This window comes from Pseudacidovorax sp. DMC4 (assembly GCF_056314265.1).
Genome location: NZ_JBQUYR010000002.1, coordinates 500,054 through 515,442, shown reverse-complemented (window position 1 = coordinate 515,442; position 15,389 = coordinate 500,054). Strand labels below are relative to the sequence as shown.

Below are 15,389 nucleotides of genomic sequence, written 5' to 3'. Positions count from 1 at the left end.
GCCTGCGGCTCACAGCGGCTGCAGGTCGAAGGAATCGCTGGGCGCGTTGTACTCGCCCAGCAGCCGGCGGCCTTCCTCGTCGTCGTGGACCGTCTCCAGGAAGAACTCGAAGCGATGGCCGTCCGGGTCGTGGAAGTAGAGGCCGTAGCCCACCTTGTGGTCGGTGGTCTTGACCACCTCCACGTTCTTGCGCAGCAGCATGCCGTAGAGGCGGCGCAGGTCGTCCAGGCCGCCCTCGATCTCCAGGCCGTAGTGCTGCATGTTCACGCTGCCCCGGCTGGCCGCCTCGGGTTCGTCGACCTGGATCAGCGCGATGTCGTGGTGCTTCTGGCCGAAGGAGAGGAACACCCAGCGCGCGCCGCGCGCCGTGACCTGCATGCCCAGCACCTCCTGGTACCAGGGCGCCGAAGCGAAGGGGTCCTTCACGAACAACGCCAGATGGGTGCGGCGGATGCGGGGGCGAACGGGCTCGGCGGCAGCTGCGGGAGCGAGGGTGTTCATGGCAAAGCTGTGCGGGTCAGTTGATGGACTGCGGGTGGGCGTGCACGGGTGCGACGAAGGGCGTCCAGGCCACCGAGGTGATCTCGCTGAAGTCGCGCCATTCCTTGAACCAGGTGCGCCCGCCGTTGGTGGAGCGCAGCAAATGCCCGTACTTGGTGCCGGCGAAGAGCAGGCCGCGGTCGCTGGCATGCGTGCCGAAGGCCCAGACGGTGGAGTTGGGCGCCGTGTTCAGCAGGGTCTGCGCCCAGGTCTGGCCGCGGTCCTCCGAGCGGTAGATGCGCGTGCGCGAGCCCGGCGTGCCGTCTCCGATCGCCAGCAGCAGTTGCCTGCCTTCGGCGTCCAGCGGCTGTACCGTGCGCGTGTAGTAGAGGCCGTCGAAACGGTCCTTCGACGGGTGGCAGCGGAAGCTCTCGGCATCGTCCGTGCTCTCGCACACCGAATTGACGGTGACGACGATGTGCTTGGCCGGTGCGTCGGCCGTGGCCGGCAGCACCGCGATGGCATGGATATCGGAGTTGTTGATGCCGCGGCCGGGCGTGTCGATGCGCTCCCAGCTGTCGCCAGCGTCGCGGGTGCGCCAGGCGCCGCCTTCTTCCACGCCGAACCAGGCCTCGCCGGCCTTCTGCGGATGGAAGGCGATGGTGAGGATGCGGGGGCGGTTCACGCCGGCGCAGAACTCGGGCAGTTCCACATTCAGCTGCTCCCAGCTCAGGCCGCCGTCGCGCGAGCGGAACATGCAGGCCCGCGAGGGCGCGCCGGTGCCGGCCAGCACCAGCCGGGGGTCCGTGGGGCTGAAGGCCAGCGCCCAGACCGTCCGGCCGTCCGCGGGCGAGGTCATGCGCTGGAAGTGGGCGCCGCCGTCCGTGGACAGGCAGATGCCCACGTCCGCACCTGCCAGCACCCGGCTGGGGTCGGCAGGGTCCACCGCCAGTGCCCGCACCGTGCCGTCGAACTCGATGGCCTCCTTCAGGCCCAGGCGGTGCCAGGTCGCGCCGTCGTCCACACTGCGCAGGATGCCCTGCCCCGCCGTGCCCACCAGAATGGTTCCGTTCATGTCGCTCGCTCCTTGGATGGTTGCGTGTCTCAGAGGAAGATGCCGCGGGTGATGCCGCCATCGACCGCGATGGATTCGCCGGTGATGGCCGCCGCCCGGTCGGACGAGAGGAAGAGCACCACGTCGGCGATCTCGTCCACCTGAAGCACGCGGCGGATCGGCGTGGCCTTGGCGTAGTTGGCCTCCACCTGCGCGGGCGTCAGGCCTTGCAGCTTGGCCTCCTTGGCATAGAGCTCGTGGATGTGCGGCGTCTCCACCACGCCGGGATGGATCACGTTGACCGTGATGCCCGAGGGGCCGAGCTGGTCCGACAGTGTCTTGGTCATGTGGGCCACGGCCACGTTGCGCATGCCTGAGAGCTGCTTGCTGCCGCGACCGGTGAGCCCCCCGATGTTGACGATGCGGCCCCAGCCGCCCTTGCGCATGTGCGCCGCGCAGGCCTTGGCGAAACGCATGTAGCCCACGACCTTGATGTCGATGTCCTGCAGCAGGCCCTCGGGATCGGCGTTCTCGATCTCGCTACGCACCAGGCCGCCCGGATGGGCCGCGCCGTTGACGAGGATGTCGATGCGGCCGAAGTGCGCCGACACCTTGTCGACGGCCGCCTGCACCTGCGCCGTGTCGCTCACGTCGGCGGGGGCGGCCAGCACCTCGGTGCCGGTCTTTTCGGTGATCTCGCGCGCGGCCTGTTCCAGCGCGCCCTGGCTGCGGGCCACGATGGCCACGCGCACGCCTTCGGCCGCGAAGGCCTCGGCCACCGCGCGGCCGATGCCCAGGCTGCCGCCGGTCACGACGGCCACCTTGCCCTTGAGTCTGAGGTCCATGTTCGATTGCTCCTTGGATGCGTTGCGGCCCGTCGCAGGACGTCAGAGGGCCATTTCGATGAGCGCCGGGCCGCGGCGCCCGAAGGCGTCTTGCAGTTGGGCCGCGAGTTCTTCGGCGGTGGCGGCGCGCGTGGCGGGCACGCCGTAGGACTGGGCCAGCCCCACCCAGTCGATGCGCGGCGAGTCGAGCGCCGTCAGCGCCTCGGCCCGCTTGCCCAGCGCAGCGCCGCCGCGGCGCAGTTCGTTGCGCAGGATGGCGTACTGGTGGTTGGCGGCGATGAGCACCACCACGTCGAGCTGCTCGTGCGCCATGGTCCACAGCGCCTGGATCGTGTACTGCGTGCTGCCGTCCGACAGCAGGCCCACCACCTGGCGGCCCGGACAGGCGATGGCCGCGCCCACGGCCACGGGCAGGCCCTGGCCGATGGCGCCACCGGTGTTGGTCAGCGCCGTGTGCAGCGGCGCCGCGGCCGAGGCGGCATAGAAGGGATAGCCGCAGGTGCCGCCTTCGACCGACACGATGGCCCCCTCGGGCAGGGCGCGCGTGAGCACGGCACCGATGGCGGCGGGCGTGAGCGGGCCGGCGGGTGCGGCGGGCAGCGGATGCACGGGCGCTTCGAAGGCCGGTGCATCGAGCGCGTCGGCCAGCTGCTCCAGCGCCTCGGCCACCGGATGGCCGGGCGCGCCCAGGCTCAGCAGGCGCTCGGCCTCCACCATCAGGCTGGGATGGCCGGTGTAGCCGAAGTAGGTGACCGGCGGCAGCGCGCCGGCCAGCAGCACGAGGTCGGCGGGATCGAGCACCGCGCGCGCCGGCTCGGGAAAGTAGGGCAGCCGGTCGAAGGCCGGCAGGCCCTGGCCGCGCTCCGCACGGGCCGGAAAGGTCTCGGCATACGCGGTGGCGCCCAGCGCCGCACACAGGCGCGCGGCCGCCCGCTGGGCGCGCACCCCCAGGCCGCCGCGTTCGCCGCCACCGCCCAGCAGGATGACGACGCGGCGCGCCGAACGCAGGCGCTGTGCGCAGGCCGCCAGATCGAGCGCAGGCGCGTCGGCCGCGGCAGGCAGCGCGACTGCCGCGGGCGCCGCAGGCGCACCCGGTAGCGCCTCGGCCTGGTAGTCCGCCGGAAAGATCAGCGTGGCGCCCTGCCCGCCCCCGGCCAGCGACTGGTGCACCGCCTGCGCCGCCGCCCGCGGCGCATCGGCCGTGCTGCCAATGCGATGCACCCAGCCCGACACCGGCCGCGCCAGCGATTCGATGTCCGAGGTGAGCGGCGCATCGAAGGGCAGGTGCCAGCTGGTGTGGTCGCCGATGAGGTTGACGATCGGCGTGCGGGCGCGCCGCGCGTTGTGCAGATTGGCGATGCCGTTGGCGAAGCCGGGCCCCAGGTGCAGCAACGTGGCGGCGGGCCGCCCCGTCATGCGCCCATAGCCGTCGGCCGCGCCGGTGCAGACGTTCTCCTGCAGACCGATCACGCAGCGGATCGCGTCCTGGCCCTCCAGGGCGCGCACCAGGTCCAGCTCCGTCGTGCCGGGGTTGGCGAAGCAGGTGTCCACCCCTTCGCCGGAGAGCGCCGCCCACAGGGCCTGGGCGCCAGTCTGCTCAGTCATCGCCGATGTCCTCTTTTGCTTGTGTCTGGAAAAGCGGTGCGTCACTGCACCTTGATGCCGCGCTCGCGCACCAGGCGGCCGATGCGGTCGTTGTCGACGGCGATGCGGGCATCCAGCTCCGCCGGCGTCGACGCACCCGCACCCAGGCCGCGCTCGCCGGCCCAGCGCTTGAGCTCGGGCTGCGACAGCACCTTGGTCAGCGCTTCGTTCATGCGCGCCAGGATCTCGGGCGGCACGCCGCTCTTCGCGTGGAAGGAATACGAGGTGGACAGCAGCATGTCCGAGCCCCCCGCCTCCATGATGGTCGGCACGTTGGGCACGATGGTCTGGCGCGTGGGCGCGCCCACCGCCAGCAGCTTGAAGCTGCCCTTCTGCACATAGGGCAGCATGGCCTCGACGCCGCCGGAGGTGGCCTCGACCTGCCCGCCCAGCATGGCCGGGATGACCTCGGCCAGCGCCTTGTAGGGCACATGCAGGAACTGCACGCCGGTGCCGGACTGCAGCAGCTCCATGTTCAGGTGCATGACGCTGCCCACGCCGCCGGTCCCGAAGCTGACCTTGCCCGGGTTTGCCTTGGCGTAGGCGATGAAGGACTTGAAGTCGTTGGCCGGCAGCTGCGCGCTGGTGACCAGGTAGAGGTTCACGTCGGCGATGTTGCTGACGGAGACCAGGTCCTTCTTCGGGTCGTAGGGCGGCTGATAGAGCAGCGGATTGACCGTGAGGGTCAGCCGGTCGACCAGCAGGTAGGTGTAGCCGTCGGCCGGCGCCTTGACCAGCTCCGACGTGCCGATGATGCCGTTGGCCCCGGCCTTGTTCTCCACCACGATGGACGCCTTGAGCTCCTTGCCCAGGCCGTCGGCCACCAGCCGGGCCATGACGTCGGGCCCGGTGCCTGGTGGGTAGGGCACCACGATGCGGATGGGCCGCGAAGGCCAGTTGCCCTGGGCCGAAGCCTGCAGCGGCATCCACCACGAAGCGACCGCCAGTGCGATGGCACCGCAGGCCTGAAGAACGAATTTCCTTCTCATTGCACGATTCCTTGGCACCCCTGCGAAGACGGGGCCGGCACCAGGCGCCGGGGGAGACGCGCCTGGGCGGCAATGGACGGCGGCGGCATCGGACACCTCGTCGGCAACCAAATAGTATGCTGTTTTCTCGTTTAGACAAAACACAGCACTATTATTTGACTTTGGTGTTTTCACCTAATGCGCCATTTCATCCATACGCGATCCCGGCAATCAACTAACGTTCCATGCGCGCGCCTGCCCTGTCTTTTCGATATTCCCGCCATGCGATAACAGCCACGGTGGACAGCCTGGGCCAGCGAGACGTCGATCTCCCGAAGCAGGTGCACGGCCGGCATCCACCGGATGGTTGGCATTGAGTAGTTACACCAGCACGACGCGCCTGGCTCGGATGGCATATTTATCGCATAGCAGTAATCCAATGACCATGCATTCGACCCTATGCAACAAGCTGGTGCATGCGTGCACCAGCCCGCCTCACGGCGACCGCGACCGGAGTGCGGCGCGATGAGGCTCTATCTCACCCCCCACACCTGCGCACTGGCCGTGGACGTGGTGGCGCGCGAAATCGGCGTCGAACTCGATCTGGCCTGGGTGGACGTGCGCGCCAAGCGGCTGGCCGACGGCAGCGACCTGCACCGGGTCAACCCCAAGGGCCAGGTGCCCGCCCTGGCGACGGACGACGGCCAGGTGCTGACCGAGGCCGCGGTGATCATCCAGTACCTCTGCGACCGGCACGGTGCCGACGCGCTGCTGCCCCGCGCGCTCGGCATGGACCGCTACCGGGTGCTGGAGTGGATGAACTTCCTCGGCTCGGAGCTGCACAAGAGCTTCACGCCGCTGTTCCGCGCGAACACGCCGCCCGAGTACCGACGCATCGCCACCGAGAACGTGCAGCGCCGCCTGGCCTGGCTGGACGAGGTGCTCGCCACGCGCGAGTACCTGCACGGCGGCCGCTTCACGGCCGCGGACGCCCATGCCTACGCGATCGTCATGTGGGCCGAGCTGCAGGCCATGCCCCTGTCGGCCTGGCCGCACCTGCATGCCTATGTCCAGCGCATCGATGCGCGGCCCAGCGTGCAGGCGGCGCGCGCTGCCGAACGCGTCGAGATCGCCCGCCGCGCCGGTGCCTGAACCCCGCCCCCTTTCCGGAGAACCCCCATGAAGCTCTACCACGAAGTCCGCGGCTGCTCGCTCGCGGTCGACATCGTCGCGCGTGAACTGCAGCTGCCCCTCACCCTCGAATGGGTGGACATGAAGACCAAGCGGCTGGAGGACGGCCGCGACTACTTCAGCGTCAACTCCAAGGGCACCGTGCCGACGCTGGAGATGCCCGACGGCCAGCACCTGAGCGAGGGCTGCATCGTGATGCAGTACCTGGCCGACCAGTGCCCTGGCAACACGCTGCTGCCCTCCTCGGGACTGCCGCGCTACCGCGTGCTGGAGTGGATGAGCTTCATCGCGGCCGACCTGCACAAGGGCGGCTTCATGCCGCTGTTCAAGGCCATCACGCCGCCCGAATACAAGGCCATCGCGCGCGGCATCGTGCAGGCCAAGCTCCAGTGGGTGGACGAGCAGCTGGCCGGCCGCCCCTTCCTGACCGGCGAGCACTTCACCATCGCCGACGCGCACTGCTACACGATCGCGATGTGGACCCGCGCCCATGCCATCGATACGCAGGGCTGGCCCCATCTGGAGGCCTACCTGGCGCGCTGTGGCGCCCGCCCCAGCGTGCGCGCCGCCGAGGCAGCGGCCGCTGCGCAGGGCGTGCGCGAGCGCGAACGGGCCGCCGCAACCGCCGCCGCGCCGGCGCACTGACCGCCTTTCCCACTCCCCGCAAGGAACGACCATGCCGTTGTCGCGACGTCTTCTGATCACCGGCCTCGCAGCCCTGGCGCCGGCACTGGCCTGCGCCCAGCCGACCCCCTACCCTTCCGCACCCGTGCACCTGGTGGTGGCCTTTCCCCCCGGCGGCGGCACCGATGGCGCGGCCCGGCTCATTGCCGAGAAGCTGGCGCCCGAGCTGGGCCAGTCCATCGTCATCGACAACCGCGCCGGCGCCGGCGGCACCATCGGCGCGCAGTCGGTGGCCCGCGCCAAGCCCGATGGCCAGACGCTGTTCTTCGGTACCGGCGCGGAGCTGCTGATCAACCCGGTCACGCGCAAGACCGCGCCCTACGACCTGCTCAAGGACTTCGTGCCGGTCACCGAGGTGGGCATCGTGACCTTCGTGCTGGCCGTGCCCGCGGGCTCGCCGGTGCAGAACGTGCAGGAACTGATTGCCAGGGCCAAGGCGCAGCCCGGCAAGCTCAATTACTCGTCCTTCGGCATGGGCTCGACCAACCACCTGATCGGCGAGCTGTTCCTGAACGCCACCGGCACGCGCGCCACGCATGTGCCCTTCCAGGGCAGCCAGCAGGCAATGTCCTCGCTGCTGGCCGGCGACGTGGACTTCACCTTCGACACCACCGCCGTCGTGCTGCCGCAGATCAAGGCCGGCAAGCTGCGCGCCCTGGCCACGCCCTCGCCCAAGCGCCTGCCCAGCCTGCCCGAGGTGCCCACGCTGCAGGAGCTGGGCTACGACGGCCTGGTCGCCGAGGGCTGGATGGGCGTGTTCGCCCCCGCGGGCGCACCGCCCGCCATCGTCAAGACGCTGGGCACGGCGCTGGACAAGGTCATCCGCACGCCCGACATGGAGGCCAGGCTCGGTGCCCGTGGCGTGGTCGTCACGGCGGCCGACGGCGCGCAATTCCGCACCAAGCTGCAGGCCGAGCTGGACAAATGGCGCCGCGTGGCCCGCGAGGCCAACGTGTCGCTGGACTGAGACCTGCACCGATTGCCACGCCGACCGGAACCCGCCATGCCCCTTCTCGATGCCACCTGCCGCCGCGCCGGCTTGCTCCTCGCACTGGCAGCCGCCAGCCTCTTCGCCGGCGCGGCTGCAGGGGCCGATGCCTGGCCCTCGCGCCCCATCACGCTCATCGTCTCCTTCGAGCCGGGCGGCTCCACCGACATCTCGGCCCGCGCCGTGGCGCAGGCACTGGCGGTGGAGCTCAAGCAGCCGGTCGTGGTCGAGAACCGCACGGGTGCGGGCGGGCGCATCGGCACCAAGGCCGCGGCACTCGCGCGGCCCGACGGCTACACCCTGCTCTGGGGCAGCGGCAGCAGCCTGACCGCTGCGCCCGTGCTGTACCCCGACCAGGGCCATGTGGCCACGCTGGTGCCCGTGAGCCTGGGCGCGACCCAGTCCTTCGTCTTCGTCACCAACCCCACGCTGGGCGTGCGCACAGTGCAGGAATTCGTCGCGCTGGCCAAGCGCCAGCCGGGCCAGCTCAACTTCGCCTCGGCGGGCATGGGCTCCAGCAACCACCTGCTGGGCGAGATCTTCCTGGCCGCCACGGGCGCGCCCGTGGTGCACGTGCCCTACAAGGGCGCGGTAATGGCCAAGGACGCCGTGATCCGTGGTGAAGCCCAGCTGATGGACGAAGTGACCTCACCGCTGATCGGCGCGCTGCGCGCCGGTCAGCTGGTTCCGCTGTTCATGACCGGCGAGCGGCGCGACCCGGCTTTCCCCGACATTCCCACCGCCGCCGAGGCCGGCCTGCCCGAGATGACCATCCAGGGCTTCTTCGGTCTGCTGGCGCCCGCCGGCACGTCGCCGGAGATCGTGGCCCGCCTCAACGAGGCCATGCGCGCCGCCCTGGTCTCCGAGCCGGTGGCCAAGGCCTTCGGCAATCTGGGCTTCACCACCGCCTACAGCACGCCCGAGCAGATGGCCACCCGCATCGCCGACGGCCGCGCCACCTATGCGCGCATCGTCAAGGCGCGGCAGATCCGCGTCGACTGACGCCCAACCCTTACCGCCCCCTCCCATGCCTTCATCTCACACACCCTTCGTCCCGCAGCGCCGCCAGGCCCTGGCGCTGCTTGCCACGCTCGCCGCGACGGGCACCGGCCTGGCACGCGCCGCCACCCTGGCCGATCGGCCGATCAACCTGGTGGTGCCCTTCGCCGCGGGCGGCGGCACCGACACCGTGGCACGGCTCATCGGCCAGAAGCTGCAGGCCGCACTGGGCGGCACGGTCGTCATCGACAACCGGCCGGGCGCCAACGGCCTGATCGCGGCGCGCGCCGTGGCCCAGGCACCGGCCGACGGCCACACGCTGATGTTCGGCAGCAACTCCACCCATGTGATTGCCGCGCTGGCGTCCAAACAGTCCGTGGTGCCGGGCAAGACCATGCAGGAGGCCTTCACCATCGTCAGCGTGATGGCCAACGCCCCGCTCGTGCTCGCGGTGCGGGCCGACAGCCCGGCCAAGGACCTGCCCGGCTTCCTGCAAAGGGCAAAGGCGAACAAGCTCAGCTACGGCAGCTTCGGCGCCGGCTCGTCGGCCCATGTCATGGGCGAGGTGCTGGCCGAGTCGGCCGGCATCGAGCTGCTGCATGTGCCCTACAAGGGCTCCTCGCCGGCCATCACCGACCTGATTGGCGGCCAGGTGGATGCGGTCTTTCTGACCGTGGCTGCGGTCGAAGCGATGGTCACGGCCGGCTCCGTGCGGCCGCTGGCGGTGACCGGCCTGCGCCGCGTGCGTTCGCTGCCGGCCGTACCCACTTTCGAAGAGCTGGGCGTGCGCGACATGGGCAATGCCGGCTGGTTCGCGGTCTTCGCGCCGTCCGGAACGTCCGCGACCGTGGTGAACACGCTGGCCACGACGCTGCAGGCCATCGCTGCCGACACCGAAGTGCAGGCCCGCATGGTGGCCCTGGGGCTGGAGCCTGTGGTGAGCACGCCCGCGCAGGCGCTGGAGACCTGGCGCCGCTCGCTGGCCGCCGCGGCGCCCATCGTCAAGAGGGCGAACATCGTCTTCTGAGCGTCGCCCGCCGGTCCTGAACTGCGCCCGCTTCCCGGCAAGACGAACGGCAATGTCGAGCGATCGGCTACAGGTGTTGGTCCGCCGACAACCGCACGCTGATCATGTGGGCCGTGCGCTGCACGAGTTCGGCGATGGCCGCGGCATCGAAGAGTGCCAGCCGCGCATCGCTGCCCAGTGCCGTGACACTGGCCACCACCAGCCGCCCGCGCCCGAAGATGGGCGCCGACACGCCGGTCTTACCCGCATTGAGTTCGCCCGAGGTGCGGCAGTAGCCCTCACGGCGGATGCGCTGCGCCTCTTCGTAGAAGGCCTCCCAGGGTGGCGTGTCTGGCGACTCGCTCGCCAGCTCCTGGTGCAGCCGGCGCAGCCGCGCCGCGGGCAGGAAGGCCACCAGCGCCTTGGCGCTGGCGCCGCGCGACACGGGCACCGGCCGGCCACGGCCGTAGCGCAGGTGCGGCAGCGGGTCGTTGAATTCGGTGTGCACCGTGATGATGGAGTGGCCGTAGAGCTTGGACAGGAAGACGTCCAGCCCCGTCTGCTCGGCCAGCTCGCGCATGGGCGGTGCAGCGGCGCGGATCACGGGATCGGACTCGCGGATGCAGCGGTCCAGTTCGATGATGCGCGGCCCCAGCGTGATGCTGCGGTCCAGCCGCACCAGCAGCCCCACCTTCGACAGCTCCTGGATGTAGCGGTAAGCCGTGCTCTTGGGCACGCCCAGGCGGGTGGCGATCTCCTCGACGGTGAGCGAGGGGGTGTCGGTGGAGAACAAGCCCAGGGTGCCGAGCAGACGAGACAGGCTGGATTCGCTGGCCGCACGAGCGTTGGCAGCGTCCGCGCCTGCATCGCCGCCAGCATCGGCCGGTAAGCCGGCGCCCGCGACACCCCGGTCTGGCGCATCGAGCGCGCGAACCGTGGGATCCGCTTCTTCCTGCAGCGCCTTGCGCCGACCTTTCTGCGCCATCGAATCGACTTTCCTTGAACACCACCTGAGCGCGCGATGGTAGCCAAGGCAGAACGCTTCACATCTAGACCACCAGGTGGCGCTCGATGGCGGCGCGCCCGAGGGCTGTCATCTCACCGGAAAGCACTGCCTGACCGTGATCCAACACGAGTACATCGTCTGCGACCATCTCGACGAAACTCAGATTCTGTTCGACGACGACGAAGCTGCGACCCGTCGCCTTCAGGCCATTCACGAGGCGGGCCATGCGGTCGATGTTTTCCGGCTGGACGCCCTCGGTCGGCTCATCCAGCATGGATAGCGCTGCGCGCAGACCGAGCGTGCGAGCAAACGAGAGCAACTTGCGCTCCCCGCCGCTCAGCAGCCCGGCCCGCTGCCTCAAGCGCTCCGTCAGACGCGGAAACTCGCTCAGCACCGCCTGGTAGCGCGTGGCGTCCTGATCGGGCAGATGCAGCCACAGGTTCTCGGCCACGCTCAGTTCGCCAAACACCACGTTCTCCTGCGGTGCGTAGGCGATCCCGAGCCCCAACCGGGCATGAGCCGGGACGGGGGCCACGTCACGCCCCCGCCAGCGAACTGCGCCCTGGGATACCGGCAAAAAACCAGCCAATGCCTTCATCAAGGTCGACTTGCCGACCCCATTGCGGCCAACGATGCCCAGCGCGCGGCGGGGCGGCACGTGTCCAGAGACGCCGCGTACCACCATGGTGTCGCCATAGCCACAAACGACGTTCTCGAAGATCAGAGAGGACTCGTTCACTTGTGCGCTCCTGCATAGACCGCCCGCACCGCCGGATCCGCCTGCAGGGCTTCCAGCGATCCCTGCGCGAGCAGGCGCCCCTGGTGCAGCACGAACACCTCGCCCCCCAGCGCCGCCACCGCGGCGAGGTCGTGCTCGATGAGCAGTGCCGCCGCCTGCAGCCGATCCACGGCACGCTGGATCACCTGGATCATCTGATGCGTCTCCGATGGCGACAGGCCCGCACAGGGCTCGTCGAGCAGCAGCAGATTCGGCTCCGGCAACACGATCATGACGAACTCCAAGGCCTGACGGTGGCCCTGGGAGAGCCGGCCGGCCGGACTGTCGAGCGAAGCCGCGATCGCCGGAAAGCAGCCGAGCATGTCGTCGAGCAGCGCCGTGGACCAGTCGTGCGGCGCACTGCGCAGCGTCGCAGTGCCGCGCAGCCGACCCGCCCAGAGCGCCACGCAGAGGTTCTCACGCACCGTCATGTCGGCGAACACCGTCGGTACCTGAAGTTTGCGGCCCACGCCGAGACGCGCCACCTGCCAGGCCGGCTGCCCCGTCACGTCCCGTCCCCCGGCATGGATTCGTCCGCCGGTGACCGCGAGGCGGCCCGTCAAAACATTGAATGCGGAAGTCTTGCCTGCGCCGTTGGGTCCGATGATGGCCCGGATGCCCGGCCCGTGGAGACGAAGGCTCAATCCGTCCAGAATGCGCACCCCGCCCTGCGACGAGCGCACGTCGTCATAGACCAGCGCTGGTGCATCGCGCAGCGACGCCGCAGGCGGTGCAGTGATCGAGCGCCCCATGCCCTTCATCGACCTGGACGGAGTCGCGCGGACCAATCCCGCAAGCCCATCAGGCAGGAAGCGAACCACGGCAATAAACAGCAAGGCGACGAGAACCTCCCACATCGCAAAGTGGTCCCGAAGCTCCGCGGAGGTGTAGCCCACCGCCACCGCGCCCAGCAGGGCGCCGAGCGGACTGCCCTTGCCACCCACAGCGGCCCAGATCACGAACTCCGTGGCGAGCACGAAGCTCATGGCCTGTGGCGTGACGATGCCCTGGTGGATCGCAAACAACGCGCCGGCACCGGCCGCCAGGAGCGCCGAAATCGCATAACCCTTGGCCTTGATGCGGTCGGTCGCATAGCCGAAGAGCTGCATGCGTTCTTCGTTCTGGGCGATGGCCCGCCACAGCACGCCCAGGGGCCTGCCCACCAAGACGCCGAGCACGGCCGTACTGACCACCGCAGCGCTCGCAATCACCCAGTAGAGCGTGGAAAACCGCTCCAGGCCCGGCGGCTCCGGAATGTCGCCCAAGCCATTGAACCCTCCAGTCACGGAAGTCCATTGCTGTGCCGCCAGAAAGCCCAGCATCGTCATGGCCAGCGTGATCAGCGAGAAATACGGCCCGCTGCGCATGCTGCGCGCGAAGATGAGCCGTGCCACGCCCCACGCAAGCAGCGACGGAAGAAGCAGCGCCACGGGAAGCGCCGCCCACCAGGCTGGCTGGGCCAGCGCGGCCTTCGCGACGCCCCCAGCCAGGTAGGCACCCAGTCCGAAGAAAAGCGAATGGCCCAGCGGCAGGAAGCCCAGGCGCCCCCAGCACAGGGCCACCCCCTGGGTGGCGATGCCGTAAATCAGGAAGAGCGCGATCTGGTAGGCCAGGAAGTCGTTTCCCAGTGCCGGCAGCGCCACGAGTCCGACGGCGAGCAATGCGGCAGGCCACATCGATCGACCTCGCATGGCGCGTACGGTGGAGGCGCTGGGCGGCTCAGCGGCGAGAGAAGATGCCATCGGGCTTCAGCCAAAGAAAAAGAATTGAAATGATCAGCACGACGGCGTAGCCGCTCGTCTGCCCTGCGATGCTGCTGAACAGAGCCTGCGAGCCACCAATGACGCCAACACCCCCCGCCAGTCCACCGAGCGTGCCGAGCCCGCCGACCACCAGCACGAAGAAGGCATCCAGCAGATAGTCGACGCCGATGCCGGGCTCGATGCGAATCAGTGGCGCAAGCATCACACCGGCCATGCCCGCGAGCACGACGCCGACGACGAAGGTCTGCGAGGCCAGCCGTTGGGTGTCGATGCCCAGGGCTTGGGCCAATACGGGATTTCCTGTCATGGCTCGCACGCGCAAGCCGGCGCTGCTGCGCCGGTACCAGAGAAACAGCGCCACCAGCAGTGCGAACGCCAGCACGATCAGCCCGAGGCGATAGGCGGGGTAAGACGTGCCCCCCACCGGCACCGCCATGGTCCAGTTGCTCTCGACATTGCGGAAGCCCTTGCCCCAGATTGCTTCGACGATCTTGCGCATCAACATGGCAAGCGCCCAGGTGGCAAGAAGCGTGTCGAATGGGCGCCGGTAAAGCGGCCGGATCAGCCAGCGCTCGACCGCCCAGCCGAGCGCGGCGCACACCGCTGCGGCGAGCGGCACGGCAGCGATGGTCGGCAGCCCCCAATCCTGGACGGCCACCACGGCATAGGCGCCGATCATCACGAACTCGCCATGCGCCATGTTCATGACGCCCAGAAGGCCGAAGACCACGGCCAGCCCCAGGGTGGTCAGGGCCAGAGTGGCCAGCTCATAGACCAGGTTCAGCGCGTGCAGCAACGTTCCCCCGTCCATGTCATCCCACCTTGCAGCTCTGGCCTGAGCCGACCCGAGAGAAGGTCTTGACCACGCGAAAGCCCTTGTCCCCGACTTCGGCGACGTAGATGTCCTGTTCGACATGGCGGGACTTCATCGTGACCGTGCCCCGCGGACCGCTGTAGGAAGCGCCTTCGCTCGCCGCATCCATCTTGGCGACGGACAGTGCCCCTGCCCTGCCCGCGATGGCCTCGAGCATCATGAACCCTTCATAGACCGACTCCCCCAGACCGTTGAGCCCAGGTGCCTGTGGACCGAAGCGCTTGGCATAGGCCTGTGCAAATGCTGTGGCTGCCGGCGTTTCGAGGGTGGCGAAGTAGCCCGCGCTCGAATACAGGTTCTTCGCGTTGGCGACGCCGATGCCGGCGAGCGTGTTCTCTTCGATCAGCGTGCCCAGGCGAAGCGCCTTGTCGACCAGGCCGAAACTCGCGAAGGCCTTGTTGAAGCCGACGGACGCGCCGCCGACGAGCGACACCAGCACCGCGTCTGCGCCACTGTCCCGGATGCGCGCCAGGCTGGCGTCGAAGTTGTCGACCGTGAACGGCAGGTATTCATCACCGACGACCCTGGCGCCGGCCTTCTCGATGTAAGTCTTGGCCGCGGCATTCGTGTTGCGGCCCCAGACGTAGTCGTTGCCGATCATGTACCAGCGCTTCGGCTTGCGTTCTGCAGCGATCCAGGGAATCACCGGCTCCAGTTGCTGTTGGGGTGTCTCGCCGGTCAGATAGGTGCCACGGGCGCATTCGCCGCCTTCGTAGACCGGCGTGTAGAAGTACGGCACCTGGCCCTTGAAGAGGCCCACGAGGGCGCCGCGCACGGCGCTGTCGTGCATTCCGATCACCGCGGACGCACCTGCGCCCTTCCAGAGCTTGAGCGCGGTCTGCGCCGCTTCTGCGGGCGGCAGACCGGCGTCACCGAACAGCAGTTCGACCTTCTGGCCAAGCAGGCCGCCACGCGCGTTGAGGGTGTCGGCGGCAAGCTCGGCGCAGGCCTTGGCCGAGGGGCCGAACAGCCCGCCAGGGCCGCTTTGCGGGATCATCACTGCCACCTTGACGGGGCTGGCCGCGAAAGTCGGGCGCAGTGCGCCGAGAGCGGAGGCAGCTGCGCTCGATTGCAGGAACAGGCGACGGTCCATGAAATATCTCCTGGTG

At 69.2% G+C, this 15,389-nt stretch carries 15 protein-coding genes; 5 read left to right on the top strand and 10 right to left on the bottom strand.

What is annotated here, in order from left to right; translation table 11 throughout:
* Positions 1-9: 9 nt before the first annotated feature.
* The 5 genes from ACT54X_RS06095 to ACT54X_RS06075 are packed head-to-tail and all read right to left on the bottom strand — an operon-like array spanning position 10 to position 5,012.
* Positions 10-501 (bottom strand): VOC family protein, encoded by a 492-nt coding sequence (locus tag ACT54X_RS06095; RefSeq protein WP_476345566.1) that lies wholly within the window; start codon positions 499-501, stop codon positions 10-12.
* Between the two features lie 16 nt (positions 502-517).
* Positions 518-1,555, bottom strand: a complete 1,038-nt coding sequence (locus ACT54X_RS06090; RefSeq protein ID WP_476345564.1) for a WD40/YVTN/BNR-like repeat-containing protein — start codon at positions 1,553-1,555, stop codon at positions 518-520.
* 29 nt (positions 1,556-1,584) lie between these two features.
* Positions 1,585-2,379, bottom strand: coding sequence for an SDR family NAD(P)-dependent oxidoreductase (locus tag ACT54X_RS06085; RefSeq protein ID WP_476345562.1), 795 nt, complete (start codon positions 2,377-2,379; stop codon positions 1,585-1,587).
* Between the two features lie 42 nt (positions 2,380-2,421).
* On the bottom strand, positions 2,422-3,984 hold the full coding sequence (locus ACT54X_RS06080) for an acetolactate synthase large subunit (protein ID WP_476345560.1): 1,563 nt from the start codon (positions 3,982-3,984) through the stop codon (positions 2,422-2,424).
* A gap of 41 nt (positions 3,985-4,025) precedes the next feature.
* Positions 4,026-5,012: a Bug family tripartite tricarboxylate transporter substrate binding protein gene (locus ACT54X_RS06075; protein ID WP_476345558.1), complete on the bottom strand. Its 987-nt coding sequence runs from the start codon at positions 5,010-5,012 to the stop codon at positions 4,026-4,028.
* A gap of 504 nt (positions 5,013-5,516) precedes the next feature.
* On the opposite strand from ACT54X_RS06075, the gene gstA (ACT54X_RS06070) reads away from it, so the two are divergent.
* The 5 genes from gstA (ACT54X_RS06070) to ACT54X_RS06050 are packed head-to-tail and all read left to right on the top strand — an operon-like array spanning position 5,517 to position 9,880.
* The gene (gene gstA / locus ACT54X_RS06070; protein ID WP_476345557.1) at positions 5,517-6,143 is read left to right on the top strand and encodes a glutathione transferase GstA; all 627 of its coding nucleotides are present in this window, start codon (positions 5,517-5,519) and stop codon (positions 6,141-6,143) included.
* 27 nt (positions 6,144-6,170) lie between these two features.
* The gene (gene gstA / locus ACT54X_RS06065) at positions 6,171-6,827 is read left to right on the top strand and encodes a glutathione transferase GstA (RefSeq protein ID WP_476345555.1); all 657 of its coding nucleotides are present in this window, start codon (positions 6,171-6,173) and stop codon (positions 6,825-6,827) included.
* Between the two features lie 31 nt (positions 6,828-6,858).
* Complete coding sequence (locus ACT54X_RS06060; RefSeq protein WP_476345553.1) at positions 6,859-7,833, top strand: Bug family tripartite tricarboxylate transporter substrate binding protein; 975 nt, start codon at positions 6,859-6,861, stop codon at positions 7,831-7,833.
* 36 nt (positions 7,834-7,869) lie between these two features.
* Complete coding sequence (locus tag ACT54X_RS06055) at positions 7,870-8,856, top strand: Bug family tripartite tricarboxylate transporter substrate binding protein (RefSeq protein WP_476345551.1); 987 nt, start codon at positions 7,870-7,872, stop codon at positions 8,854-8,856.
* A gap of 25 nt (positions 8,857-8,881) precedes the next feature.
* Positions 8,882-9,880 carry a Bug family tripartite tricarboxylate transporter substrate binding protein gene (locus tag ACT54X_RS06050; protein WP_476345550.1) on the top strand — a complete coding sequence of 333 codons (999 nt, stop codon included), beginning with the start codon at positions 8,882-8,884 and terminating at the stop codon, positions 9,878-9,880.
* A gap of 67 nt (positions 9,881-9,947) precedes the next feature.
* Here ACT54X_RS06050 and ACT54X_RS06045 read toward each other — a convergent pair whose 3' ends face one another.
* The 5 genes from ACT54X_RS06045 to ACT54X_RS06025 all read right to left on the bottom strand — a co-directional run bounded on the left by ACT54X_RS06045 (position 9,948) and on the right by ACT54X_RS06025 (position 15,373).
* Positions 9,948-10,844, bottom strand: a complete 897-nt coding sequence (locus tag ACT54X_RS06045; RefSeq protein ID WP_476345548.1) for an IclR family transcriptional regulator — start codon at positions 10,842-10,844, stop codon at positions 9,948-9,950.
* A 64-nt stretch (positions 10,845-10,908) separates the two neighbouring features.
* Complete coding sequence (locus tag ACT54X_RS06040; RefSeq protein WP_476345547.1) at positions 10,909-11,604, bottom strand: ATP-binding cassette domain-containing protein; 696 nt, start codon at positions 11,602-11,604, stop codon at positions 10,909-10,911.
* Positions 11,601-13,385, bottom strand: coding sequence for a branched-chain amino acid ABC transporter ATP-binding protein/permease (locus ACT54X_RS06035; protein ID WP_476345545.1), 1,785 nt, complete (start codon positions 13,383-13,385; stop codon positions 11,601-11,603). Before ACT54X_RS06035 ends, ACT54X_RS06040 begins: the two co-directional genes overlap by 4 nt.
* On the bottom strand, positions 13,363-14,217 hold the full coding sequence (locus ACT54X_RS06030) for a branched-chain amino acid ABC transporter permease (protein WP_476345543.1): 855 nt from the start codon (positions 14,215-14,217) through the stop codon (positions 13,363-13,365). The genes ACT54X_RS06035 and ACT54X_RS06030 overlap by 23 nt, the downstream gene beginning before the upstream one ends.
* Before the next feature lies 1 nt (position 14,218).
* On the bottom strand, positions 14,219-15,373 hold the full coding sequence (locus ACT54X_RS06025) for a substrate-binding domain-containing protein (protein WP_476345541.1): 1,155 nt from the start codon (positions 15,371-15,373) through the stop codon (positions 14,219-14,221).
* Positions 15,374-15,389: the final 16 nt, after the last annotated feature.

Coding starts and splice junctions, on each gene's coding strand:
- ACT54X_RS06060 (WP_476345553.1), top strand. CDS start 6,859: ATGCCGTTGTCGCGACGTCTTCTGATCACCGGCCTCGCAGCCCTGGCG.
- ACT54X_RS06045 (WP_476345548.1), bottom strand. CDS start 10,844: ATGGCGCAGAAAGGTCGGCGCAAGGCGCTGCAGGAAGAAGCGGATCCC.
- ACT54X_RS06025 (WP_476345541.1), bottom strand. CDS start 15,373: ATGGACCGTCGCCTGTTCCTGCAATCGAGCGCAGCTGCCTCCGCTCTC.
- gstA (WP_476345555.1), top strand. CDS start 6,171: ATGAAGCTCTACCACGAAGTCCGCGGCTGCTCGCTCGCGGTCGACATC.
- gstA (WP_476345557.1), top strand. CDS start 5,517: ATGAGGCTCTATCTCACCCCCCACACCTGCGCACTGGCCGTGGACGTG.
- ACT54X_RS06030 (WP_476345543.1), bottom strand. CDS start 14,217: ATGGACGGGGGAACGTTGCTGCACGCGCTGAACCTGGTCTATGAGCTG.
- ACT54X_RS06090 (WP_476345564.1), bottom strand. CDS start 1,555: ATGAACGGAACCATTCTGGTGGGCACGGCGGGGCAGGGCATCCTGCGC.
- ACT54X_RS06075 (WP_476345558.1), bottom strand. CDS start 5,012: ATGAGAAGGAAATTCGTTCTTCAGGCCTGCGGTGCCATCGCACTGGCG.
- ACT54X_RS06055 (WP_476345551.1), top strand. CDS start 7,870: ATGCCCCTTCTCGATGCCACCTGCCGCCGCGCCGGCTTGCTCCTCGCA.
- ACT54X_RS06080 (WP_476345560.1), bottom strand. CDS start 3,984: ATGACTGAGCAGACTGGCGCCCAGGCCCTGTGGGCGGCGCTCTCCGGC.
- ACT54X_RS06035 (WP_476345545.1), bottom strand. CDS start 13,385: ATGGCATCTTCTCTCGCCGCTGAGCCGCCCAGCGCCTCCACCGTACGC.
- ACT54X_RS06085 (WP_476345562.1), bottom strand. CDS start 2,379: ATGGACCTCAGACTCAAGGGCAAGGTGGCCGTCGTGACCGGCGGCAGC.
- ACT54X_RS06050 (WP_476345550.1), top strand. CDS start 8,882: ATGCCTTCATCTCACACACCCTTCGTCCCGCAGCGCCGCCAGGCCCTG.
- ACT54X_RS06095 (WP_476345566.1), bottom strand. CDS start 501: ATGAACACCCTCGCTCCCGCAGCTGCCGCCGAGCCCGTTCGCCCCCGC.